General features: G+C 59.2%; 16 protein-coding genes and 4 tRNA genes. 11 read left to right on the top strand and 9 right to left on the bottom strand.

All coding sequences use genetic code 11. From position 1 onward, the window contains the following. The first annotated feature begins 71 nt into the window (after nt 1-71). On the top strand, nt 72-1,184 hold the full coding sequence (locus Q0753_RS12515) for a carboxynorspermidine decarboxylase (protein WP_298721443.1): 1,113 nt from the start codon (nt 72-74) through the stop codon (nt 1,182-1,184). Between the two features lie 52 nt (nt 1,185-1,236). Beyond that, nucleotides 1,237-2,475, top strand: coding sequence for a saccharopine dehydrogenase family protein (locus Q0753_RS12510; RefSeq protein ID WP_298721441.1), 1,239 nt, complete (start codon nt 1,237-1,239; stop codon nt 2,473-2,475). A gap of 390 nt (nt 2,476-2,865) precedes the next feature. On the opposite strand, the gene Q0753_RS12505 is transcribed toward Q0753_RS12510, so the two are convergent. The 5 genes from Q0753_RS12505 to Q0753_RS12485 form a co-directional block, all read right to left on the bottom strand. Next, a complete protein-coding gene (locus Q0753_RS12505; protein WP_298721439.1) occupies nt 2,866-3,684 on the bottom strand; it encodes an IclR family transcriptional regulator in 819 nt (272 codons plus the stop codon). A gap of 390 nt (nt 3,685-4,074) precedes the next feature. After that, nucleotides 4,075-4,151: transfer RNA gene (locus Q0753_RS12500), tRNA-Pro, on the bottom strand. A gap of 65 nt (nt 4,152-4,216) precedes the next feature. Then, nucleotides 4,217-4,302, bottom strand: a tRNA-Leu gene (locus Q0753_RS12495). 33 nt (nt 4,303-4,335) lie between these two features. Next, nucleotides 4,336-4,411: transfer RNA gene (locus tag Q0753_RS12490), tRNA-His, on the bottom strand. Between the two features lie 28 nt (nt 4,412-4,439). Beyond that, nucleotides 4,440-4,516 (bottom strand) — tRNA-Arg (locus Q0753_RS12485). A 229-nt stretch (nt 4,517-4,745) separates the two neighbouring features. Here Q0753_RS12485 and Q0753_RS12480 point away from each other — a divergent pair. The 9 genes from Q0753_RS12480 to Q0753_RS12440 all read left to right on the top strand — a co-directional run bounded on the left by Q0753_RS12480 (nt 4,746) and on the right by Q0753_RS12440 (nt 19,553). Next, complete coding sequence (locus Q0753_RS12480; RefSeq protein WP_298721436.1) at nt 4,746-5,312, top strand: TetR/AcrR family transcriptional regulator; 567 nt, start codon at nt 4,746-4,748, stop codon at nt 5,310-5,312. A gap of 28 nt (nt 5,313-5,340) precedes the next feature. Continuing rightward, complete coding sequence (locus tag Q0753_RS12475) at nt 5,341-6,471, top strand: efflux RND transporter periplasmic adaptor subunit (RefSeq protein ID WP_298721433.1); 1,131 nt, start codon at nt 5,341-5,343, stop codon at nt 6,469-6,471. Between the two features lie 12 nt (nt 6,472-6,483). Further along, nucleotides 6,484-9,561, top strand: a complete 3,078-nt coding sequence (locus Q0753_RS12470) for a multidrug efflux RND transporter permease subunit (protein ID WP_298721429.1) — start codon at nt 6,484-6,486, stop codon at nt 9,559-9,561. A gap of 191 nt (nt 9,562-9,752) precedes the next feature. Next, nucleotides 9,753-9,950, top strand: coding sequence for a hypothetical protein (locus tag Q0753_RS12465; RefSeq protein ID WP_298721426.1), 198 nt, complete (start codon nt 9,753-9,755; stop codon nt 9,948-9,950). A 124-nt stretch (nt 9,951-10,074) separates the two neighbouring features. Further along, on the top strand, nt 10,075-10,989 hold the full coding sequence (locus Q0753_RS12460) for a DMT family transporter (RefSeq protein WP_298721421.1): 915 nt from the start codon (nt 10,075-10,077) through the stop codon (nt 10,987-10,989). Nucleotides 10,990-11,231: 242 nt separating this feature from the next. Continuing rightward, nucleotides 11,232-13,022, top strand: a complete 1,791-nt coding sequence (locus Q0753_RS12455; protein WP_298721418.1) for an aminopeptidase P family protein — start codon at nt 11,232-11,234, stop codon at nt 13,020-13,022. Between the two features lie 327 nt (nt 13,023-13,349). Next, complete coding sequence (gene pssA / locus Q0753_RS12450; RefSeq protein ID WP_298721415.1) at nt 13,350-14,699, top strand: CDP-diacylglycerol--serine O-phosphatidyltransferase; 1,350 nt, start codon at nt 13,350-13,352, stop codon at nt 14,697-14,699. A 96-nt stretch (nt 14,700-14,795) separates the two neighbouring features. Next, nucleotides 14,796-16,868 carry an ATP-dependent DNA helicase RecG gene (gene recG / locus Q0753_RS12445; protein ID WP_298721412.1) on the top strand — a complete coding sequence of 691 codons (2,073 nt, stop codon included), beginning with the start codon at nt 14,796-14,798 and terminating at the stop codon, nt 16,866-16,868. Between the two features lie 651 nt (nt 16,869-17,519). Beyond that, nucleotides 17,520-19,553 (top strand): AsmA-like C-terminal region-containing protein, encoded by a 2,034-nt coding sequence (locus Q0753_RS12440; protein WP_298721409.1) that lies wholly within the window; start codon nt 17,520-17,522, stop codon nt 19,551-19,553. A gap of 17 nt (nt 19,554-19,570) precedes the next feature. Here Q0753_RS12440 and Q0753_RS12435 read toward each other — a convergent pair whose 3' ends face one another. The 4 genes from Q0753_RS12435 to Q0753_RS12420 form a co-directional block, all read right to left on the bottom strand. Next, nucleotides 19,571-20,461 carry a bifunctional GNAT family N-acetyltransferase/hotdog fold thioesterase gene (locus Q0753_RS12435; RefSeq protein WP_298721406.1) on the bottom strand — a complete coding sequence of 297 codons (891 nt, stop codon included), beginning with the start codon at nt 20,459-20,461 and terminating at the stop codon, nt 19,571-19,573. An 85-nt stretch (nt 20,462-20,546) separates the two neighbouring features. Continuing rightward, nucleotides 20,547-20,984: a D-aminoacyl-tRNA deacylase gene (dtd, locus tag Q0753_RS12430; RefSeq protein ID WP_298721403.1), complete on the bottom strand. Its 438-nt coding sequence runs from the start codon at nt 20,982-20,984 to the stop codon at nt 20,547-20,549. Then, a complete protein-coding gene (gene pip, locus Q0753_RS12425; protein WP_298721398.1) occupies nt 20,981-21,940 on the bottom strand; it encodes a prolyl aminopeptidase in 960 nt (319 codons plus the stop codon). Before pip ends, dtd begins: the two co-directional genes overlap by 4 nt. Further along, nucleotides 21,940-22,842, bottom strand: coding sequence for a virulence factor BrkB family protein (locus Q0753_RS12420; RefSeq protein ID WP_298721396.1), 903 nt, complete (start codon nt 22,840-22,842; stop codon nt 21,940-21,942). Before Q0753_RS12420 ends, pip begins: the two co-directional genes overlap by 1 nt. Nucleotides 22,843-22,956: the final 114 nt, after the last annotated feature.

The following is a 22,956-nucleotide window of genomic DNA, read 5'->3' as shown; positions in this document are numbered from 1 at the left end:
CCCTTTCTACTATAATCACGCGCTTTAAATTTCCCGAGCTGCGGCCGGGCGGTTAAACCGAGCAAGAGGGTATGACTCAGGTGATCAAGACGCCGTACTATCTCATCGACAAAAGCAAGCTGCTGCGCAACATGGAGAAGATCGCCTATGTGCGCGAACACTCCGGCGCCAAGGCGCTGCTGGCTCTAAAATGTTTTGCCACCTGGTCGGTCTTCGATCTGATGAGCCAATACATGGACGGCACCACCTCGTCCTCCCTCAACGAAGTCAAACTCGGCAAACTCAAGTTTGGCGGTGAAACCCACGCCTACAGCGTGGCCTACGCCGATGATGAAATTGAGGAAGTACTGGCTCACTCCGACAAGGTTATTTTCAACTCTGTCGGTCAGCTCGAGCGCTTCAGCGACGCCTCCGCCCGCCATGTGCGCGGCCTGCGCCTCAACCCCGGCGTATCCAGCTCGGAGTTTCTGATTGCCGACCCCTCCCGTCCCTTCAGCCGTCTGGGCGAATGGGATGCGGACAAAGTCGCCACCGTCATCGACCGAATCTCCGGCTTCATGATTCACAACAACTGCGAGAACAGCGACTTTGCCCTGTTCGACCAAATGCTGTGCGAAATCGAAGACAAGTTCGGCAGCCTGCTGGAACAACCGCAAATCAACTGGGTCAGCCTGGGCGGCGGTATTCACTTTACTGGTGACGACTATCCGCTGGACCAGTTCTGCGCCCGACTCAAGGCGTTTGCCGAGCGTTACGGGGTACAGGTTTTCCTGGAGCCCGGCGAAGCCTCCATCACCATGAGTACCTCGCTCGAGGTGACGGTGCTCGACACCCTCTATAACGGCAAGCAACTGGCCATAGTGGACAGCTCCATCGAAGCCCACATGCTCGACCTGCTGATCTATCGCGAGTCGGCCAAAATGGCGCCCAACGAGGGTGAGCTAGAATACATGGTGTGCGGCAAGTCCTGCCTGGCCGGCGATATTTTCGGCGAATTCAAATTCGAGCGCGAGCTCAAGGTCGGTGACCGTCTGTCCTTTATCGACGCCGCCGGCTATACCATGGTCAAGAAAAACTGGTTCAATGGCGTCAAGATGCCCGCCATTGCCGTTCGTGAACTCGATGGTACCGTGACCACGGTCAAGGAGTTTACGTTCGACGACTTTGTGAACAGCCTCTCCTGAGGCATGGAGTAACCCCAACTAAGCCTTTCCAAGGAGGCTCCAGAGGAAGAAAATGAAGAAAAACGTTCTGATTATTGGTGCCGGTGGTGTATCCCAGGTTGTTGCCCACAAATGTGCGCAGCATAACGATGTTCTGGGTAACATCCATATCGCCTCGCGTACTGTCGAGAAATGTCAGCAAATCGTCGACAGCGTGCGGGAAAAGGGCAGCCTCAAGGTTGCCGGTGAATTGCAAGCCCACGCATTGGATGCGCTCGATATCGAAGCCACCAAGGCGTTGATTGACAAAACACAGTCGCAACTGGTGATCAATGTCGGATCGGCTTTCATCAATATGTCGGTGCTGCAGGCCTGTATCGAGACCGGCGCCGCCTATCTGGACACCGCGATTCACGAAGATCCGGCCAAGATCTGCGAAACGCCGCCCTGGTACGCCAACTACGAGTGGAAGCGCAAGCAGCTGTGTGCCGACAACGGCATTACCGCCATTCTGGGTGCCGGTTTCGATCCGGGTGTGGTCAACGCCTATGCGGCGGCGGCATTCAACGAGTACTTCGACAGCGTAGATTCCATCGACATCATCGACATCAACGCCGGCAGCCACGGCCGCTACTTTGCCACCAACTTCGACCCGGAAATCAACTTCCGCGAGTTCACCGGCCGAGTATGGTCCTGGCAGAACAGCGAGTGGGTGCAGAACCAGATGTTCGAAGTGAAGCGCACCGACGATCTGCCGGTGGTAGGCAGCCAGACCAGCTACATGACCGGTCACGATGAAGTGCATTCCCTGTCCCAGAACCTGGGCGTACCCAATGTGCGTTTCTGGATGGGCTTTGGCGAGCACTACATCAATGTCTTTACCGTGCTGAAGAATCTGGGCCTGCTGTCCGAGCAACCGGTGAAAACCGCCGAGGGCCTGGACGTGGTACCGCTGAAGGTGGTCAAGGCCGTGCTGCCCGATCCTTCCTCGCTGGCCCCGGATTACACCGGCAAGACCTGCATCGGCGATGTGGTCAAGGGCAAGAAAGACGGCAAGGATAAGGAAGTGTTCATCTACAACGTGGCCGACCACGCCGACGCCTATGCCGAAGTGGGCAGCCAGGGCATTTCCTACACCGCCGGTGTACCGCCGGTAGCAGCCGCCATTCTGATCGCCACCGGCGAATGGGATGTGAAGAAGATGGCCAACGTGGAAGAACTGCCGCACCGCCCCTTCATCAACCTGCTCAACGAAATGGGTCTGCCGACCCGCATCAAGGACGAACAGGGCGATCGCCCGCTGAGCTTCTAAACCCAGCCGCCTGATGAGCAAAAAGGCCAGTCCACCGGACTGGCCTTTTTTGTTAGCAACTCGAAGCAGCAGCGCGGTTGCGCTCCGCCGACACGCTTCAAGCCCATCCATGGGACGCTCGGCAAATGCCATCCATGGCATTTGACGGTCGGCTACGGCAATTCCCAATGCTACTTCGTGAAGTTTCGGTGTCGCCTGCCTGACACTGTCAGCCAACTCGATAGCCTGGCAGGAGGGCAAAGGGCGTCTGCTTCGCCGAGCCCTCTGCGCCATGGATGGCGCAGCGGAGCCCCCAGGGAGGGTTTACGGCGTGCCGGAGAAGCCGTGCGCTTTGGCCGACGGAGAGCCTCGGTAAAACAAGCGGTAAAAATTGCACCGGCTACACGCCCGCTAGGCTTTGGGCGGTTTCCCACCGATGGCATGAGTGACTTCCCGCGCCGCATCCATCACCAGGGTGCTGAGCTGAGGCAAGCGCTCGCGCTTCACCCGTACCGCCGGGCCGGAAATGGAGATGGCGGCCACCGCTTCACCGTATTCGTTATAGATATTGGCGGCGATGCAGCGCAGGCCCTCGAACTGCTCTTCATCATCCAGCGAATAACCCTGTTGATGAATCCGGCCCAGCTCCTGCTCGAACTGCTCATAACGGGTAATGGTATGCTCGGTAAAGGCAGTCAGCTCGGTTTGCCGGATCAGCGCCATCGCTTCTTTCGACGGTATCACCGACAGCAGGGCCTTGCCCACGCCGGAGGCGTGCAGCGGTGAGCTGCTACCCAATGACACCACCATGCGCATGGTCTGGGGGGATTCCACCTGCCCAACATAAACGACCCTGTCCTGCTCCAGTATCGCCAGATTGGAGGTTTCGCCGGTTTCGGCCACCAGCCGCTTCATGAAGGGCCGGGACTGGGCAATCACATCGCGCTTCTTGAGGTAGGCGTTGCCGATGGAAAAGGCATTAACGCCTATGCTCCACAGGCCCTGGGTTTCATCCACATCGACAAAGTCGTGACTACGCAGGCTGTTGAGCAGGCGGTGAGCCGTAGAAGGCGCCAGACCCAGGCTGGCGGCCACTTCGGTCAGCGACATGCCCATGTCGGATGCCGCCAGGCGCTCAAGCAGCAACAGGGCGCGAGAAAGGGACTGCACCTGAGTGGCACTGCCCGACTTGGTGGTTTTCGGTTTTTTGTTTTTTACTTCTTCGGCCATGAATAAACCATGATCTACAGATACTTGGCTGCCATTGTATGGTTATTCGGCCGCCAAGTCCTGTTTGTGTTTGAAAGCAGTGAGGGGTGAGGGGTGAGGGGTGAGGGGTGAGGGGTGAGGGGTGAGGGGTGAGAGTAAAACATCCAGGTTTGCGAGGTGCGTGTTTACCCCTCACGATTTACTCCTCACCCCTCACAATATTCAGACGTAAAAAAGCCAGCTACAAGAGCTGGCTTTTCGAATTGGTCGGCGTTGCAGGATTCGAACCTGCGAAAACACACTCTCTGGTCCGCTTATTCCCAAGACACGAGATGCGCTACCAAGCTGCGCTAAGATACTTCGTGAATTTCAGACAGAAAAAAGCCAGCTACATGAGCTGGCTTTTCGAATTGGTCGGCGTTGCAGGATTCGAACCTGCGACCCTCTGGTCCCAAACCAGATGCGCTACCAAGCTGCGCTAAACGCCGAAGTCTTACTTTTCAACTCTGTGCATTGTACTTATTTTAAGAACAATTACAACCTATTGAAGCAGTGGTGCGAAGGGGGGGACTTGAACCCCCACATCCATAGGACACTAACACCTGAAGCTAGCGCGTCTACCAATTCCGCCACCCTCGCATTTTCTACTGCTTCCAGACCTTGGCCTGAAACTGGGGTGACCGACGGGGCTCGAACCCGCGACAACCGGAATCACAATCCGGGACTCTACCAACTGAGCTACGGTCACCATTTTCAATACTTCGTCCAATACCAGATGGCGCGCCCGACAGGATTCGAACCTGTGACCTCTGCCTCCGGAGGGCAGCGCTCTATCCAGCTGAGCTACGGGCGCTCTACATTCGGACGACGCGAATACTAAGACCCACCCTCTTTCTTGTCCAGCACTTTTTCACAATAAGCCACCGAATGGTGCTTTTGTCGGCAGTGTGCTGTTTTTTTTGGCTAGGCTGAGCTTATGCGCCCCGGTGGGCGATTGACTTATAGATGAAAAGACCTAGAATTCACGAAATGAATGAACGTTCATTCATTAGTCATCTCATACTGTAAAGAGCCGTCGCCTCATGCCAGACAAACGTGAACGTATTTTAGCTGCGGCAGAAACCCTGATTGCTCACTGTGGCTTCCAGGGCATGTCGATGCAACTGGTAGCCAAACAGGCTAACGTCGCTACCGGTACCATCTATCGTTATTTTGCCGATAAAGAAACCCTGCTGCGCTGTGTGCATGAAGAGCGACTGCTCGAGGTGTCGGCCACCATTCTGCACAACGTCAACACCACCGAGCCGAGCCATGCTCAGTTTCGGCAGCTGTGGCTCAACACCCTGCACTACCTGCAGGCCAATCCGGACAGTCTCTGTTACCGCATCCAGTATGAAGCTTCTCCCCTGTTTGACCGGGAAGAGGAACGTCAGATGAGCGAGCGTTACTTCAAACCGGTTTTCGAATTTTTTGAACATGGCCGCGATGCCGGGTTATTTCGGGATATGCCAGCCGAGCTGCTTGGCTTTCTGGCACTCGAAAACCTGATGCTGCTGTCGCAGAAATGCACCAAGGGCTGTATCGAGCTCGATGATTATCTTTATCAGCAGCTGCTCGATGCCAGCTGGAATGCCATTCTTAAACGTTAATCAATAACAAATTTGCGGGAGTAACCTGATGAAAAAATGGACACTGTCCATGTTATTGCTGGTGGTTGTCATTTTCGGCAGCGTCATCGGCTTTAATCTGTTCAAGCAAAAAATGATGGGGGAATACTTCGCCAACATGCCGGTACCCAGCTTTCCGGTCACGGTAGCTGAAGTCAGCCCCACCGACTGGACCCCTCGTATTGCCGCCATCGGTTTTATCGAACCGATTCAGGGCATCAATGTCAGTAACGAGGCGGCGGGCATAGTGCGCGTCATTCACTTCGAGTCCGGCCAGCAGGTCAGCACCGGCGATATTTTGCTGGAACTGGACGCCGATGTGGAAAAAGCCAACCTGCGCAGTACCCAGGGGCGCCTGCCCGCGGTGAAGGCCAACCTGGAACGGATGCGCCAGCTGTTTGCCCGTGGCTCCGTCTCCAAGGGTCAGCTGGATGAAGCCGAGGCCAACTATCGGGAACTGCAGGGTCAGGTTGACTCGCTCAAGGCGGTCATAGCACGGCGCACCATTCGCGCGCCGTTCGACGGCGTCATGGGCATCCGCAATGCCTTTCTGGGGCAGTATCTGAATGCCGGTACCGATATTGCCCGGCTGGAAGACATCAGCCAGTTCCGTATTCGTTTTACCATTCCCCAGACTCGCATCGCCGACATTGCCGTGGGTCAGGCGCTGAATATCTTTGTCGATGCCTACCCGGAGACGCCGTTCGAAGGCGAAATCACCGCCATCGAACCCCAGGTTAATCCGGAGTCGGGCGTGGTGCAGGTACAGGCCAGCATTCCCAATAAAGAGGGCAAACTGCGCTCCGGCATGTTTGCCAAGCTGGATGTACGGCTGCCCACACTGAAAGATCAGCTCCTGGTACCCCAGCACGCCATCAACTTCACCCTCTACGGCCAGACCGTCTATGTAGTGGAAGAACAGCAGGCCGAAGGTAACGAAGCGGGTGAAACCGTGCAGGTCGCCCGGCAACGGGTGGTGGAAGTCGCCGAACGGGAAGCCGAATTTGCCCGCGTGACCAAAGGCCTGGAACCCGGCGAGACCATAGTGACCTCGGGTCAGGTGCGCCTGTCCAACGGCAGCCATGTGAAGCCGGTAGAAGACGATGCGCTGGCCACGCCTGAATCAGCCCCCCAGCTGTAAGCGGAGAATTCGATGCGTTTTACCGATATTTTTATCAAACGGCCGGTACTGGCCATCTCGATCAGCCTGCTGATCGTGCTGCTGGGGCTGCAGGCCCTGCAGAAAATGCAGGTGCGTGAATACCCCGAGATGACCAACACCGTCATCACCGTCAGCACCGGCTATTTCGGTGCCAGCGCCGATCTGATTCAGGGCTTTATTACCCAGCCGCTGGAACAGGCCATCGCCCAGGCCGACAACATCGATTTCATGAGCTCCAGCAGCAGCAACGGCAGCTCCAAAATCACGGTGCAGATGAAGCTGAACACCGACTCCAACGCCGCATTGTCGGACATACTGGCGCGGGTCAACTCGGTGCGCTCCCAACTGCCACGGGAAGCGGAAGATCCCAGCCTGGAGATGACCACGGGGGCCTCCACCTCCATCATGTACATCTCCTTCAGCAGTGAGGAGCTGAACGCGCCCCAGATCAACGACTATCTGGAGCGGGTGATACGACCCCAGTTCTATTCGGTAGACGGGGTGGCCAAGATCAACCTGTTCGGTGGCGCCAAGTTCGCGCTGCGCATCTGGCTGGATCCGCTGCGCATGGCCGCCCATCAGCTGACCGCCCCCGAGGTGCTGTCGGTACTGCAGGCCAACAACTTCCAGGCCGCCGCCGGCCAGGCCACCGGCTATTTCATGCTGTACAACAGCGACATCAACACCCAGATCGAGAATGCCGAAGAACTCGAGACGCTGGTGGTCGCCACCCGTGACGACGCCGTGGTAAGACTGCGCGATATCGCCCAGGTATCGCTGGAAAAAAGCCACGACGTGGTACGCGCCCTGGCCGACGGCGAGTCGGCGGTGATTATCGGGGTGGATCCGACCCCGTCCGCCAATCCGCTGAGCGTGGCGGACAATGTGCGTGAGATGCTGCCCAGCCTCGAACGCAACATGCCCGACACCATCAAGATGAAACTGTTGTACGACGCCACCGACGCCATCAACGAGTCCATCAGTGAGGTGATCAAGACCATACTCGAAGCCTCGCTGATCGTTATCATCGTGATCACCCTGTTCCTCGGCTCGCTGCGGGCGGTGCTGATCCCCATCATCACGATTCCGCTGTCGCTGATCGGGGTGGCCATTCTGATGAGCTTTTTCGGCTTCAGTATCAACCTGATGACGCTGCTGGCCATGGTGCTGGCCATCGGTCTGGTGGTGGATGACGCCATCGTAGTGGTGGAAAACGTCGACCGGCATATCAAGGCCGGCGAGTCACCCTACCGGGCCGCCATTATCGGTACCCGGGAAATTGCCGTGCCGGTCATTACCATGACCATCACCCTGGCGGCGGTATATGCACCCATCGCGCTGATGAGCGGCATTACCGGCTCCCTGTTCAAGGAATTCGCCCTGACCCTGGCCGGCGCCGTGTTCATCTCCGGCATAGTGGCACTGACCCTGTCGCCGATGATGTGCTCCAAGTTGCTTAAAGCCCACACCAACCCCAACCGCTTCGAGCGCGGGGTGGAAAACACCCTGGACAAGCTCACCGCCGGCTATGCCCGCATGCTGGATGCGGTGCTGGCCAGGCGCCCGGTGGTGATTGCCTTCGCGGTACTGGTGTTCGGCTCCATGCCGGTGTTGTTCAGCTTTATTCCCAGCGAGCTGGCACCGAGTGAAGACAAGGGCGCCTTCCTGATGATGGCCAAGGCACCCAACTCCGCCAACCTCGATTACATCGAGAACAACATGCGCAAGGCGGTGGAAGTGCTCAACAAGGAAGACGGCCTCGCCACCTCCCTGACCATTGCCGGCGTACCCAATGCCAACCAGGGTCTGGCCGTGGCCGTACTCAAACCCTGGAGTCAGCGCGACAGCCAGAAAACGGTGATCGAGCGGGTTACGCCGCCGCTGCAGGCCATTCCGGCAGTCGCCATCAGTGCCTTCGGCTTTCCCGAGCTGCCCGGTGCTTCCAGCGGTCTGCCGGTACAGTATGTGCTGACCACCCCCAACAGCTTTGAAAGCCTCTATGATGTGGCCGCCGAGGCGCTGGGCAAGGTCAGCCAGAGCCCGCTGTTCGTTTACAGCGAGCTGGATCTGGCGTTTGACTCGGGCACCATGAACATCAAGGTCAACCGGGACAAGGCCGGCGCCTATGGCGTCACCATGCAGGACATCGCCATGACCCTGTCGACCATGATGAGTGACGGCTATGTCAACCGGGTGGATCTGGACGGCCGCAGCTACGAGGTGATCCCTCAGGTCATCCGTTCAAACCGGCTCAATCCGGACTCCATCAAGGACTACTATGTGCGCGCCCACAACGGTGACATGGTGCCGCTGGCCAACCTGGTGTCCATCACCATGGAAGCTCAGCCTCGCTCCCTGCCCCACTACAACCAGCTGAATTCGGCCACCATCGGTGCCGTACTGACGCCGGGTGTGTCGATGGGCGATGCCATCGGCTTTCTGGAGCAGAGCGTAAGCGCCGAGCTGCCCAACGGCTACAACCATGACTACCTGGGTGCCGCTCGTCAGTTCGTGACCGAGGGTAACGCCCTGTACATGACCTTTCTGCTGGCGCTGTTCATCATCTTCCTGGTGCTGGCGTCCCAGTTCGAGAGCGTGCGCGATCCGCTGGTGATCATGGTCTCGGTGCCGCTGGCCATTTCCGGCGCCCTGATCGCGCTGGCTTGGGGGCTGGCAACCATGAACATCTATACCCAGGTGGGGTTGATCACCCTGGTCGGCATCATCACCAAGCACGGCATTCTGATGTGTGAGGTGGCCAAGGAAGAACAGCTGCACCGGGGACTGAACCGTACCGACGCCATTCGGGTGGCCGCCCGCATTCGTCTGCGCGCCATTCTGATGACCACCGCCGCCATGGTCGCCGGTTTGATACCGCTGCTGTTTGCGGTGGGTGCCGGTGCCGTTTCCCGCTTCGGCATGGGTATCGTCATCGTCTCCGGCCTGAGCATAGGTACCCTGTTTACCCTGTTCGTGCTGCCGGTGATCTACACCTTCATCGCATCACATCACAAGCCGCTGCCGGAGTTTGATGAAGACCAGGCGCCCAAGGCACTGGGTAATCATTAATCCCGTTTCAAAGTAATGAAGTGAATCAAAGGGCTGCCTCGTGCAGCCCTTTTTCTTTGCGGAACGGGTTTCCTCCGTCATGCTCGCGAAGGCGGGCATCCATTACGCAGACACCGGCGCTTGATCAGTCATTTCGGTTTTTTGCGCCATGCTGTAGGAACGTAGCTAATCGTTAACACAGGGAGAGCATCATGCTGTGGATACTGTTGTTGGGGCTGGCCATCGGTCTGGTATTGCTGCTGGTCAACCAGGGCCGGACTCAGAGCGAGCTCGACGATAGATTACAGGCGCTGGAAGCGGAAAACCGGCAACTGCGCGAACGGGTCCGAATTCTGGAGGAACTCACACTGGAGGAAGAAAAACGCCGTCCCTTCGAGGAATTGGAATAACCGTGACGCCCGCCCCTTGCTCCTTGTCCCCCGGCTTCCTACACTGGCCCGCTTTCTGCCCTCGTTCCCTGTTCCCTTCTCTGCATGTGTGGGTAACAGTGAATAACAAACAGTTGATAACAATATGAAAGATCAGAAAAAAGCCTATCTGTTCGGGCTGGGTGCCGTGGCCTGCTGGTCTACCGTCGCCACCGCCTTCAAGCTGTCACTCGGTTACTTTTCTCCGGCCCAGCTATTGCTGGTGGCTACCGTCAGTTCCTTGCTGCTGCTGCTCGGCATGCTGGCGTGGCAGGGCAAGCTGACCTATCTGGCACGCTATTTTCGCGCCCGCCCCGGCTATTATCTGCTGCTGGGAGCAATCAATCCGGCGCTCTATTATCTGGTGCTGTTTCAGGCCTATGACCGGCTGCCCGCCCAGCAGGCACAAACGCTCAATTACACCTGGGCTATCACCCTGACCCTGCTGGCAGTGCCCTTTCTCGGGCAGAAGATTCGCAAACAGGACGGGATAGCCATAGTGCTTGGCTACCTCGGCGCCATGGTGATCGCCACCAGGGGCGACCTGCTCAGCCTCAACTTCGAAGATCCGCTCGGGGTCGCACTGGCGCTGTTTTCCACCCTGCTCTGGGCCGGTTACTGGATTTTAAGCGCCCGCAACCAGGACGATCCCCTGGTGGCGCTGACCCTGAGTTTTGTGCTGGCGCTGCCGATCATCGTGCTGGCCACGGCCTTGTGGTCCGATTTTAATCTTACCGCCTGGCAGGGCTGGGTGGGTGCCATCTATGTGGGGCTGTTCGAAATGGGCTTCGCCTTCGTGATGTGGCTGCTGGCCATGCGTTATGCCGAAAACACCGCCCGCATCTCCAACCTGATTTTCATTTCGCCCTTCGCTTCGCTGTTGCTGCTGCGTTTTCTGGTGGGCGAAGAAATCTACCCCGCCACTCTGGTCGGGCTGTCGATGATAGTGGCGGCGCTGCTGATTCAGCAATTGAAGAGCAAATCCAAACGGCACCGGCAACAGGGATCAGAAACATCCTGATCCCGGCCAAACGGCCCCGTTTGCCAACCGAATCAAGGCAGAGTAGAGTGACTTCATCGCAAACCGTATACGATGCCAGATGAGCCGAACGCCTTACAAAACCCTGGCCCAGGAGCTGAATGTCAGCCGGGCCGGTGCGCGAGGCGCTGATGCAACTGGACGCCCCAGGTGCTGGTACGCTTTGAGGCGCACCGGGAATCCAGCTCATCAAGCAACGGCTTACTTCTCGCTAAGGAGACACCATGACCCATGCCTCTCGCCTCAACGCCGTGCGCAACAGCATGACATCACAGGGTCTGCACGCCTTTATCGTGCCCCACGACGACGAGCACCTGGGTGAATACATACCCCCCTATGCCGAGCGGCTGGACTGGATCAGCGGTTTCAACGGCTCTGCCGGCGCCGCCGTGGTGCTGGCCGACAAGGCGGCGGTGTTTGTGGATGGTCGTTATACGGTGCAGGTGCGTCATCAGTGCGACCCGGCGCTGTTTGAATATCATCACCTGATTAGCGAACCTTATCTGGACTGGCTGCTCGCAGAATTGCCCCTCGGCAGCAGGGTGGGGTTCGATCCTCGCCTGCACAGTCATCACTGGCACCAGAGGGCCGAAACCCGGCTGGCCGCCAGCAACATCACCCTGGTGCCGTTCACGGAAAATCTGATTGATCAGCACTGGCACGACAGACCGGTGCCTGCCAGCCACCCGGCCTTGTTGCTCAGTCAGGAATACAGCGGTCAGCACAGCGAAGCCAAACGCAGCCGCATCGCCGACACCCTGGCTACCGGCAATATCGACGCCCAACTGCTGACCCAGGCCGAGCCCATCAACTGGCTGCTGAACATTCGCGGCCGGGATATCGACTGTTTGCCGGTGGTGCTGAGCTTTGCCCTGTTGCATCGAAACGGCGCCGTACAACTGTTTGCCGATACGACCAAATTCGAAGATCTGGATCTGGCCGGCCACTGCGGTCAGGACGTGGCCCTGGCCCCGGTCGGCGAGCTGGAAGCCGCACTGAAGACGCTAGGCAAACAAGGCGCCCGGGTACAACTCGATCCGCACACCGCCAACGCCTGGAGCGCCCTGGTGCTGAGCCAGGCCGGTGCCAAGCTGGTGCTGGCCGACGATCCCTGCATGCTGCCCAAGGCCTGCAAGAATCCGGTAGAAGTGAACGGCAGCCGCGCCGCCCACCTGCGCGATGGTGCCGCCGTCAGCCGTTTTCTGGCCTGGCTGGATCGCCGACTGCAGCAACCAAATCCCGAGCAGGAAGACGAAGGCACCCTGGCCGACCGGCTGGCGGCCTTTCGTCGGCAAAACCCCGAGTTTGTAGAGCCGAGCTTCAACACCATCTCGGCGCTGGGCCCCAATGCCGCCATGTGTCATTACCACCACGACAACGGCACCCCGCGTGCCCTGGGGCAAGATGCCATCTACCTGGTGGACTCCGGCGGCCAGTATCTGGACGGCACCACCGACATCACCCGTACCGTCGCCGTGGGTCAGCCTACCGACGAGATGCGCAAACTGTTTACTCTGGTGCTGCGCGGCCATATCGACCTGGCCTGCGCCCGCTTTCCTGCCGGTACCGGCGGCCTGCAGCTGGACGCCCTGGCCCGCATGCCGCTGTGGCAACAGGGCTATAACTTCGACCACGGCACCGGCCACGGCGTGGGCCATTATCTCAGCGTGCACGAAGGGCCGCAGCGCATTTCGCCCAAGGGCAGCACGGTACCGCTGACCACCGGCATGATCGTCTCCAACGAGCCCGGTTATTATCGCGAAGACGGTTTTGGCATTCGCTGCGAAAACCTGCAGGTGGTGCAGCCCGCCGACACCGACGGCGACATTCCGGTGTTCGAGCTCGAAACCCTGACCCTGGTGCCCTTCGATACCCGGCTGCTCGATGTGAACTGGCTCGAAGCCAAACATGTGCAGTGGCTGAACCACTACCACAAGACGGTATGGGAGCGAGTCAGCCCGCAACTGAGCGGCGATGATCTGGCCTGGCTGGAGCAGGCCACCCGACCCTTGTAAGACGCCTGGGGATTAGGGATTAGGGATTAGGGGCTACTAGAAGTAGCAGCAGGGATTGCCGTAGCCGACCGTCAAATGCCAGGGCCGAAAAATTGCTCCTGCATTTTCGGCATTCCTGCCATCCCTGGCAGTCGACGGCATTTGCCGAGCGCCCCATGGATGGGCTTGAAGCGTGTCGGCGAAGGTAACCCTACTGATGCTTCGTATTACGAACGTACGACATACGCCGCACTAATTTGCTGCCTTTCCCCTAAATTCGGTAAACTGCTCCGAATCTTGTCGTGCGAAACCGATCTTGCACCGCAGTCTTATTAACCGGGTCCATCTATGCCACTAGCCAACGATTATCGCGCCTTGCTGGAACGACTGCCTACGCTGGCGGTCAATGCCGACCAGGTGCAGACACTGCACTCCGCTCGCAGCTTCAAGCAGCGGTTGCTGGAACTGATCGCTACCGCCCATACCCGCATCTATCTGGCGGCACTCTATCTGCAGGATGACGAGGCCGGCCGTGAAATTCTGACCGCCCTCCATGAGGCCAAGCAGGCTCGCCCCGCGCTGGATATTCGCCTGTTCGTCGACTTTCACCGGGCCCAGCGTGGCCTGATTGGCCACCAGGGCCAGGGTGGGAACCACCGGATGTATCAGGAATTTGCCGCCCGTTATGCCGACCCCATCGCCATTTACGGGGTGCCGGTCAAGGGTCGTGAAATCCTGGGCGTGCTGCATCTCAAAGGCTTCGTGTTCGACGATACCCTGCTGTATTCCGGCGCCAGCCTCAACGATATTTATCTGCATCAACAGGATCGCTATCGCTTCGACCGTTATCACCAGTTTACCGATGCCCGGCTGGCGGACACCATGGTCGATTACATGAACCGGTTGTTTGCCGATAACCCGGCGGTGCCCTTGCTGACGGCAGAACCCATTCCCAACGCCCGCCAGCTGCGCCATGCCATTCGCCAGTTCAAACCACAGATGAAGCGCACCCGCTACGAATTCACGTCCATGCCCCCCGGGGCGGGCCAGGTGGCCGTTACGCCACTGGCGGGCCTGGGCAAACTCGGCAACCGGCTCAACCGGGCGATTCGTAACCTGCTGCGCAGCCCGCGAGAAAAGCTGTTTATCTGCACCCCCTACTTCAACCTGCCCAAGCCCCTGGCCAAGGACATTCGCGGCCTGCTGAAAAAAGGGATTGAAGTCACCCTGGTGATCGGCGACAAGACCGCCAACGATTTTTATATTCCACCGGATCAGCCGTTTCGCACCATCGGCGGCCTGCCTTATCTGTACGAAACCAATTTGCGCCGTTTTGCCCGCGCCCATCAGACCTATATCTATCAGGGCAAGCTCAACATCATGCTGTGGCATCACGACCGCAACTCCTATCATCTCAAGGGGTTGTTCGTGGATGATGATCTGGCGATGATTACCGGCAATAATCTCAACCCCCGCGCCTGGGGGCTGGATCTGGAAAACGGCCTGCTGCTGCAGGATCCGCAGCGGCTGTTACAGGCCGAGTTCGAGGCAGAAAAAGCCAATATCCTCAAACATTGCCAACGCCTGGCGCACTTCACGGAAATCGAGGAGCTGGCGGATTATCCCGCCCCGGTACAGAGACTGCTGAAGCGGGTTCAACGTACCCGCGCCAATGTGCTGCTCAAGCGCCTGCTGTAAAACTCCGGGATTAGGGATTCGGGACTGGCCAGTCCCCAGTCCCCTTTTAATCCCGGCTTTGCTATTCTCTGTATATATTTACAGGGTGGGGCCGTTATGAATCTGGACAAGATGTCCCTCAGTCAGCTCAAGGGCGTGGGCGACAAGATGTTGGAAAAACTGCACCGGCTGGGTCTGGAAACGGTGCAGGATCTGCTGTTTCACCTGCCGCTGCGCTACGAAGACCGCACTCGGGTCTGCCCCATCGCCGGGCTGATGCCCGGCATGCATGTGGCCGTGATCGGCGAAATCGTCGACAACAACATCAGTTACGGCCGCAAACGCATGCTGGTTTGCCGCATGCGTGACCACAGCGGTACCCTGACCCTGCGCTTTTTCAACTTTGCCGCCGCCCAGAAAAACCACCTCACCGCCGGTACCCGGCTGCGCGCCTTCGGCGAAATCAGGCCCGGCCATCACGGCCTGGAGATTATCCATCCGGAATACAGCCTGCAGCAGGACGAGCAGCCGGTGGCCGCCGAAGCCAACCTGACCCCGGTGTACGGCACCACCGAAGGGCTGCGCCAGATAAGCCTGCGCCAGCTCACCGATCAGGCACTGGCGCTGCTGGATCAGCAACCGCTGCAGGAATGGCTGCCCGAGGGCCTCTATCACCACCAGCTGGGCCTCAACGATGCCCTGCGCCTGCTGCACCGGCCACCCGCCACCGTGGCCCTGTTCGAGCTGGAGCAAGGCACACACCCGGCCCAGCAACGACTGGTGATGGAAGAGCTGCTGGCCCACAACCTGTCGGTGCTCAAGGTGCGCGAGCAGAGCCAGTCTCATCGGGCCCGGGGCTTGTCTTATCCCCGCCGGCTGATTGACGACTTTCTGGCCCGGCTGCCCTTCTCGCCCACCGGTGCCCAGCAGCGGGTGGTGGCCGAAATCGGCGAAGATCTGCAGAAAGACGTGCCCATGATGCGGCTGGTACAGGGCGACGTCGGCTCCGGCAAAACCCTGGTGGCGGCGCTGGCGGCACTGCAGGTGATCGGCAACCAGGGCCAGGTGGCCTTGATGGCCCCCACCGAGCTGCTGGCCGAGCAGCATGCCAACAACTTCGCCGCCTGGCTGGCGCCACTCGGCATTCAGGTTGGCTGGCTGGCTGGCAAGATCAAGGGCAAGGCCCGGACCGAGCAGCTGGAACGGCTGGCCAATGGCGAGCTGGGCATGATCGTCGGCACCCATGCGCTGTTTCAGGAACAGGTGCAATTCAACGCCCTGGAGCTGGTGATCATCGATGAACAACACCGCTTCGGTGTGCACCAGCGGCTGGCTCTGCGTGAAAAAGGCAGTCAGGGTGAGTTTTACCCGCACCAGCTGATCATGACCGCCACCCCCATTCCCCGCACCCTGGCGATGACCGCCTATGCGGATCTGGACACCTCCATCATCGACGAATTACCGCCCGGCCGCACCCCGGTGACCACGGTCGCCATGCCCGACACCCGTCGCGACGACATCGTCGCCCGGGTGCGGGAGGTGTGTCGGGAGCAGGGGCGCCAGGCCTACTGGGTCTGCACCCTGATCGATGAATCCGAGTTACTGGAATGCCAGGCGGCGGAAGATGCCGCCGCCGAGCTGACCGCGCAACTGCCGGAGCTGAAGGTCGGCCTGGTACACGGTCGCATGAAGGCGGCAGAAAAACAGGCGGTGATGGCCGACTTCAAGGATGGCAAACTCGACCTTTTGGTCGCCACCACCGTGATTGAAGTGGGAGTAGACGTACCCAATGCCTCATTGATGATCATCGAAAACCCGGAACGCCTGGGCCTGGCCCAGTTGCATCAGCTGCGCGGCCGGGTCGGCCGGGGTGCCGTAGCCTCGCACTGCGTGCTGCTTTATCACGCCCCGTTGACCAAGACCGCCGGCCAGCGTCTGGGCGTACTGCGCGACACCAACGACGGCTTTATCATCGCCCAGAAGGATCTGGAAATTCGCGGCCCGGGCGAGCTGCTCGGCACCCGCCAGACCGGGCTGGCGGATCTTAAAATTGCCGATCTGGTACGCGATCAGGCCTTGTTGCCCGAGGTACAGCGCCTGGCGCGCTATCTGGCCGACCGCCACCCGACGGTGGTAGAGCCGCTGATTCGGCGCTGGCTGGGGCAAAGGGATCACTACGGCAAGGTTTAAAATATGAGGCGTAATGAGTAGGGAGTAATGCCAACTCCATTAAGTATCTGATCATATTGAGGCTTGCGGTACCAGAGGCAACACAGCCGCCTCCCTCGACACGCCACTGGTAAATGACACTCACAGTTGCAGCCTATTGCGAACATTCACTGGATGCTCGGTTAGGCTGCAACCGCTCGTCACGGCGAGACAAGCTCGCCCCCTGGGGGCGCGAAAATGCCATCTGACCGCCAGGGACGGCAGGAGCATTTTCCGGCCATGGCATTTCACGGTCGTGGGAGGCGATCTCTGCTGCCTCTTCTCGAACATCGAGTGGTCTGAAGACGGCGCCAACAGGCGACTCTGTAGCATCAAGAAGGACGAAGGGATTTGCTCCACCGACCATCACATGACAAGGCCAGCAAAAGCTCCTGCAATGCTGGCACTCCCGCCCTCCATGGCGGTCGGATGTCATGTGCTGAGCGCCACAAGGATGTGCTCGAGCGGGTCGGCGGAGCGGGCCCTTTGTCCGAGATTGGTATGACCATCAAAAAGATCGAGTGTTTAATGCGATGGGTATAAGGGGGACGCCCGCCTCACCATCCATTGTGCTATTTCCGCCCCTGTTCAAGCTATGTATGATACAAGTATCGGATTTTAAAGGGATACACCATGAAGAAGCTGGCCAAATATCTGCTGGTGTCAATGCTGGTACTGTTACTGGCCGGCTGGCTGCTGCTGAGTGTATTTGATGCCAACCGGCTGAAAAAACCGGTACTGGGCTGGCTCAACGAACACACCGAGCTGGATCTCACCATAGGGCGCCTGGAATTCAACCCCCTGCATCCCTATACCCTGCTGGCGGAAGACGTACGCCTGGGCGACTGGTTCAGCGCCCGTCAGCTGTATCTACAATTGGCGACATTATCACCGTTGTCGGGTCAGACCCGCATCGCCACCCTCGATGTTATCGACGGCAAGCTGCAACTGGATAACGCCACCGAGCTGGTGCTGCCGGACAATCTGGCCAACATCACCATCGACGAATTGAACACCAAAAACCTGAGCCTGAGCTGGAATGACTGGCAGGCCGGTGGCGCCGATCTCACCCTGAGCCAGTGGCAGCCAAGGCGCCAGGGCGCATGGCAATGGTGGTCTGATCTCGAGATCAGCGGCCAACTGCGTCAGTTGACTCATCCCGCGGTGGACATGTCCCGCATCAACCTGTCCGGGCGTATCAGCCAGCAACAACTGATGCTGGACCGGGTGCAAAGCCGCCTGTTCGACGGCCTGTTCGACTCGGCCCTGAGCCTGAATTTGCCGGCACGGGAACTGACCCTGAACGAGCCGCAATTCAGCCATAACAAACTGCAGTTCGAGCAACTACCCCAACTCGATAATGACTGGACCCTGCTGCTCAACCGCGCCCGGCTCGAGAACGTCAGCATCACCAGCCCGACCCTGACCGCCAACGGTATCGACGGTGAGCTTCGCTATCTCGAATGGCAAGGCGGCAACCTGCCCGAGGCCAGCGGCAGCTGGCAGGCCGAAGAGGCGGTGCTGGACTGGCTGCGGCTGGACGAGCATCAGGGCCAGCTGTCGAGCAGCCGGGAGCGACTGGGGCTGACCCTCAGGGGCAAGGCCTATCAGGGTGCCTTCGACTCCGAGCTGCGCTGGTATCCGCAGCAGGGCCGACTGGACATCGATAACCTGCAACTGCAGGGCAACAAGCTGAACTGGCAGTCGGATCTGTACTGGCCGGTTCCGGATGTACGCATTCACAAGCTCAACCTTAATCAGGGCGAGCTGCTGTCACTGGATCCCGCACTGCCGCTGTCACTGCTGGGGGGGGAGTTGTTTATCGCCGATCTGGCCTGGTCTGGTGCCCAATGGCGCCCGCTCACCGCCCAGGCCCGGCTGGAAGGTAGCTGGAGCGAAATGGCCTACGACAGCCTGATTGCCCGCCATGGTCATTTCAATGCCCGGCTCGATGATACCCGGCTGTTGCTGGACAAACTGAGCACCGATGCCCTCGACGGTCGTGTCAGCCTCGATGGCAGCATAGGTCTCTATCCGCCCCATCAGGGCCGAATTCGGCTGGAAGGGAAAGAACTGGAACTACGGCGGTTAAGCCACTGGCTGCAGGCCGAGCGCGCCTTTTCCGGTCAAGTGAATATCGACGCCGATCTTGCCGGCACGCTGCGCGAGCCCGCCAGTTGGCAAGGCTCACTGGCGCTGGATGGCAGCGATATCTTCATCGAAAAACTGGGGCTGGACGACTGGCTGAAACGCCGGCTGGGCGAAGACTATGGCCGCCCGACCCGGGTCGACCCGGTATTGGCGGCGCTGGATCTGGAGCAAAGCGACGGCTTTATCTACCGGGCCGAGCTGAAAGGCCCGGTCAAACAGGGACGCTGGCAACTGGACGGCAGCGCGGTGCAAAGCGTACGTCACCTGCTGGCCCTGCGCGGGGCGCTGGACTTCGCCGGACGCTGGCAACTGGAGCTGGGCGCGGTCAACGCCCAGCGCTGCCGGGAGCTGGCCATTCGGCTCGAAGACAGCTGGCGCGCTCCGCGGCTGCGACTGCACCAGCCGGAGCTGAATACCCCCTGCCAGCCCTGGTACCAGGGTTCCATACCCTACCCTGCAGCCGGCCTGCCCGGCCGCCTCACTGAAGCGGTCCGCAAGCTCAAGAACAGGGATTAGGGACTGGGGATCAGGGATTAGTGCGGCAATATCACGTAGCGGCCGGTGAAGCTGGCGGCTTTTTGTTCGCCGCTATACAGGGTCACGTTCAGCTCTATGCGTACCCGTTCGCCGGACTGCAGCGGCATCAGCTGTTCCCGCAGCCGCCCCTGTACCTCGGCGGTGGGCTCGTCCCATACCGGGGTCAGATATTTGATGTCGCCACTGCCCTGCACTATGTCGCCGCTCAGGCCGAATTCCTGCATCTGCATCCAGATCAGGCCCCAGCCGGTCAGCACGCACTGGCTGTAAATGCTGCCGGCAAACATCGATTCGTGCATATTGAGGTTGGCGGTCAGGTTGCCCTTGGTCTTGAAGCGGCTGCCGGTGTACTGAATGATCCTGATACCCATCTTCTCGGTGATGGGAATGCGTCGGTGCCACTGGCGCTGCAGCTCGTCGCACAGCTCGGGACAATGCCGAATCTGATGAATCGAGGTCAGCGCCTTGATCATCTGCCGATGGGGAATCTTGCCGAAGCTGATGGGGCCTTCACCCACCACGGTAAAGCCGCAGCGACCGTAAAACGCCACCGCCTCTTCCCGGGCGTTCATCACCAGTCGGCGTACCCCCTGCTGGCGGGCCACCTGCTCCAGCGCCTGCACCATGCGGGTACCCAGGCCATGATCGCGGCAGTCGGGCACCACCGCCATAAAGCGGATCTGGGCCTCGTCACCGCTGACATAAAGGCGCCCCACGGCCACCAGGTTGCCGTTGTTGTCCACCATCATGCGATGGTGGGCATATTCGTCGAATTCGTCCCGTTCCGAGCCTCTGGGCTGTTGCCAGGGTTTACGCAGCAACAACCAGCGCAGCTGGTAATAGGCTTCAAGTTCCGCTTCCGTTTGCGGGGTGACCACACGATACATGGTCTGCTCCTGTTAGGGTTATCTGGGGGTATATTGCCGCGAGATACGGCAGAGTACAATTTGTGGTTACTTCAGGGTGTCGGCTTTAAACCTGCAGCCAGAAGGTGACGGGGCCGTCGTTGGTCAGGCTGACCTGCATATCGGCACCGAAGCGCCCCGACTCGGTAGCGATGCCCTGATCCCGCGCCGCCATCACGAAATAGTCGTACCAGCGCTCGGCGTCTGCCGGTGCCGCGCCGCGAGAAAAACCGGGCCGCAGGCCGCTGTGGGTATCGGCAGCCAGGGTAAACTGCGACACCACCAGCAGGCTGCCGCCGGCTTGCCGCACATTCAGGTTCATTCTGCCGGCCTCGTCACCGAACACCCGGTAACCAAGCACCTTGTGCAGCAGCTTGTCGGCGCGCGCCCGGTCGTCGTCACGCTCCACGCCCAACAGCACCAGCAGGCCGGGACCGATAGCCCCCACCCGGTTATCGGCGATACTGACCGACGCCGAACTCACTCTCTGAATCAGGGCTATCATGACTGCGCCAACTCCTTCGCCATCTGATCGGTGGCTTTCACCAAGGCATCTATAATACCCGGTTCAAAGGCGGAATGTCCGGCTCCCGGTACGATTTGCAGTATTAATTCGGGCCAGTGTTCCGTCAGGGTGACGGCGCCACCCGGCTTGCAGATGGCATCATAACGGCCATGGATCAGTACGGCGGGTATTTTTCGCACCCGTTCGAGGTGCTTGATGATGTAGTTTTCTTCTATAAAACAGTTATTTATAAAATAGTGACATTCAATGCGCGCCAGCGCCAGGGCGGCATGCGCCTCGCCGTAATGGGTCTCGGCATCCACCCTCGGCAACAGGGTCGAAATACGCCCCTCCCAGATGGCCCAGGCCCGGGCTGCATTGAGCCGGGCCAGTTCGTTGTTGCTGGTCAGCAGCCGGTAGTAATGACGTAACAGGTGGCGCGTATCTCCTTCGAGCGGCGCCAGAAAATCGCGATAATAATCGGGAAACAACTGGGCGGCACCGCCATCGGGTTGATAGAGCCAGTGCAAGTCCTGCTGCCGGCCCAGAAAGAGACCGCGCAATACCAGACCCTTTACTCGCCCGGGATACTCGATGGCGTAGCACAGGGCCAGGGTCGAGCCCCAGGAGCCACCGAAAACCAGCCAGGCATCAATGTTCAGCGCCTCGCGAATCTGCTCCATATCGGCGATCAATGCCTGAGTATGATTATCGGCAAGCTCTGCATGAGGCTCGGACTGACCCGCACCCCGCTGGTCGAACAAGATGATGCGATAACTCTCGGGATCGAAAAAGCGCCGGTGTTCACCGCCGGTGCCGGCACCGGGCCCGCCGTGCACCAGCACCACCGGAATACCCAGCGGGTTACCGCTTTCTTCCACATAGAGTCGATGTCGCGGCGACACCGATAACCACTGCTGGCGGTAGGCGCCAATGCTCGGGTACAGGGTTCTCATCAATCAAGGTCCTCGGGCGAATCGGGATCATCATCCTCAAAGCTTAGCCGCTGTCGCCGCTCGTAGTCACCGAGGCCGGCGGTCAACTCGGCGCCCAGCAGGGCAATCATCCAGCTCAGATAGATCCAGACAAAGAGAATGGGAATGGCGGCCAGGGCGCCGTAAATCGCCTCGTAGGAAGGAAACTCGGTGATATAAAAAGCGAAGGCACGCTTGGCCAGCTCGAACAGCAAGGCCGCCACCAGGGCCCCGCAGATGGCATGACTGAAGCGCACCCGCATATTGGGCACCACCATGTAGAACACCACGAACATCAGGGTCGACAGCAAAAAGGGCAACAGCCCCAGCAGCAATGCCCCCATCCCCAGAATGGTATCGGCCTGGAACACCCGCAACGAGGTAATGTAGGAGGTCAGTGCCAGGCTGGCACCGGCCAGAATCGGGCCCAGAGTCAGGATCATCCAGTAGGTGGCAAAGGCCACCGACCAGCGTCGCTTCTGGGTCACCCGCCAGATGTGGTTGAAATTCTCGTCGATGGCAGAGATCAGCAGCATGGCGGTGACCGCCAACGCCGCCACGCCGACGGCGGTAGTTTTGGACGCGTTATCGATAAAGCCCTGAATACTGTCCTGCACCACCTCCCCGGCGGCAGGCACGAAGTTGCTGAACACGAAGGTCTGAATGGTATCCCGCAACTCGGCAAACATGGGAAAGGCCGACATCATGGCGAACACCACTGCCAGCATGGGCACCAGCGACAGCAGGGTGATATAGGCCAGATAACCGGCGGTCACCTTCAACCGGTCCTGTTGTATCCGTTTCAGCAGAAAGATGCCGAAACTCGAGCCATGTTCTCGAATAAAGTGCAGTCGATGCCTGACTTGCGCGACAACCTGACTCATAACAACCTCATTTTGCTACCAATGGATTTCCATTGTGGCAAATTAATCAGGCACAGTGCCAGTCGGATATCATCACCGCGATCCCCCTTTCCAAAATACCTCGCCGGCGCAGCA

This window comes from uncultured Oceanisphaera sp. (assembly GCF_947495715.1).
Lineage (GTDB): Bacteria > Pseudomonadota > Gammaproteobacteria > Enterobacterales > Aeromonadaceae > Oceanimonas > Oceanimonas sediminis.
The sequence above is the reverse complement of the archived record's forward strand: the minus strand, read 5'-3'. Positions and strand labels throughout refer to the sequence as shown.

Bases quoted from the DNA above. Each gene is read 5' to 3' on its own strand.
- Q0753_RS12515 (WP_298721443.1), top strand. From the start codon at position 72: ATGACTCAGGTGATCAAGACGCCGTACTATCTCATCGACAAAAGCAAG.
- Q0753_RS12510 (WP_298721441.1), top strand. From the start codon at position 1,237: ATGAAGAAAAACGTTCTGATTATTGGTGCCGGTGGTGTATCCCAGGTT.
- Q0753_RS12505 (WP_298721439.1), bottom strand. From the start codon at position 3,684: ATGGCCGAAGAAGTAAAAAACAAAAAACCGAAAACCACCAAGTCGGGC.
- Q0753_RS12480 (WP_298721436.1), top strand. From the start codon at position 4,746: ATGCCAGACAAACGTGAACGTATTTTAGCTGCGGCAGAAACCCTGATT.
- Q0753_RS12475 (WP_298721433.1), top strand. From the start codon at position 5,341: ATGAAAAAATGGACACTGTCCATGTTATTGCTGGTGGTTGTCATTTTC.
- Q0753_RS12470 (WP_298721429.1), top strand. From the start codon at position 6,484: ATGCGTTTTACCGATATTTTTATCAAACGGCCGGTACTGGCCATCTCG.
- Q0753_RS12465 (WP_298721426.1), top strand. From the start codon at position 9,753: ATGCTGTGGATACTGTTGTTGGGGCTGGCCATCGGTCTGGTATTGCTG.
- Q0753_RS12460 (WP_298721421.1), top strand. From the start codon at position 10,075: ATGAAAGATCAGAAAAAAGCCTATCTGTTCGGGCTGGGTGCCGTGGCC.
- Q0753_RS12455 (WP_298721418.1), top strand. From the start codon at position 11,232: ATGACCCATGCCTCTCGCCTCAACGCCGTGCGCAACAGCATGACATCA.
- pssA (WP_298721415.1), top strand. From the start codon at position 13,350: ATGCCACTAGCCAACGATTATCGCGCCTTGCTGGAACGACTGCCTACG.
- recG (WP_298721412.1), top strand. From the start codon at position 14,796: ATGAATCTGGACAAGATGTCCCTCAGTCAGCTCAAGGGCGTGGGCGAC.
- Q0753_RS12440 (WP_298721409.1), top strand. From the start codon at position 17,520: ATGAAGAAGCTGGCCAAATATCTGCTGGTGTCAATGCTGGTACTGTTA.
- Q0753_RS12435 (WP_298721406.1), bottom strand. From the start codon at position 20,461: ATGTATCGTGTGGTCACCCCGCAAACGGAAGCGGAACTTGAAGCCTAT.
- dtd (WP_298721403.1), bottom strand. From the start codon at position 20,984: ATGATAGCCCTGATTCAGAGAGTGAGTTCGGCGTCGGTCAGTATCGCC.
- pip (WP_298721398.1), bottom strand. From the start codon at position 21,940: ATGAGAACCCTGTACCCGAGCATTGGCGCCTACCGCCAGCAGTGGTTA.
- Q0753_RS12420 (WP_298721396.1), bottom strand. From the start codon at position 22,842: ATGAGTCAGGTTGTCGCGCAAGTCAGGCATCGACTGCACTTTATTCGA.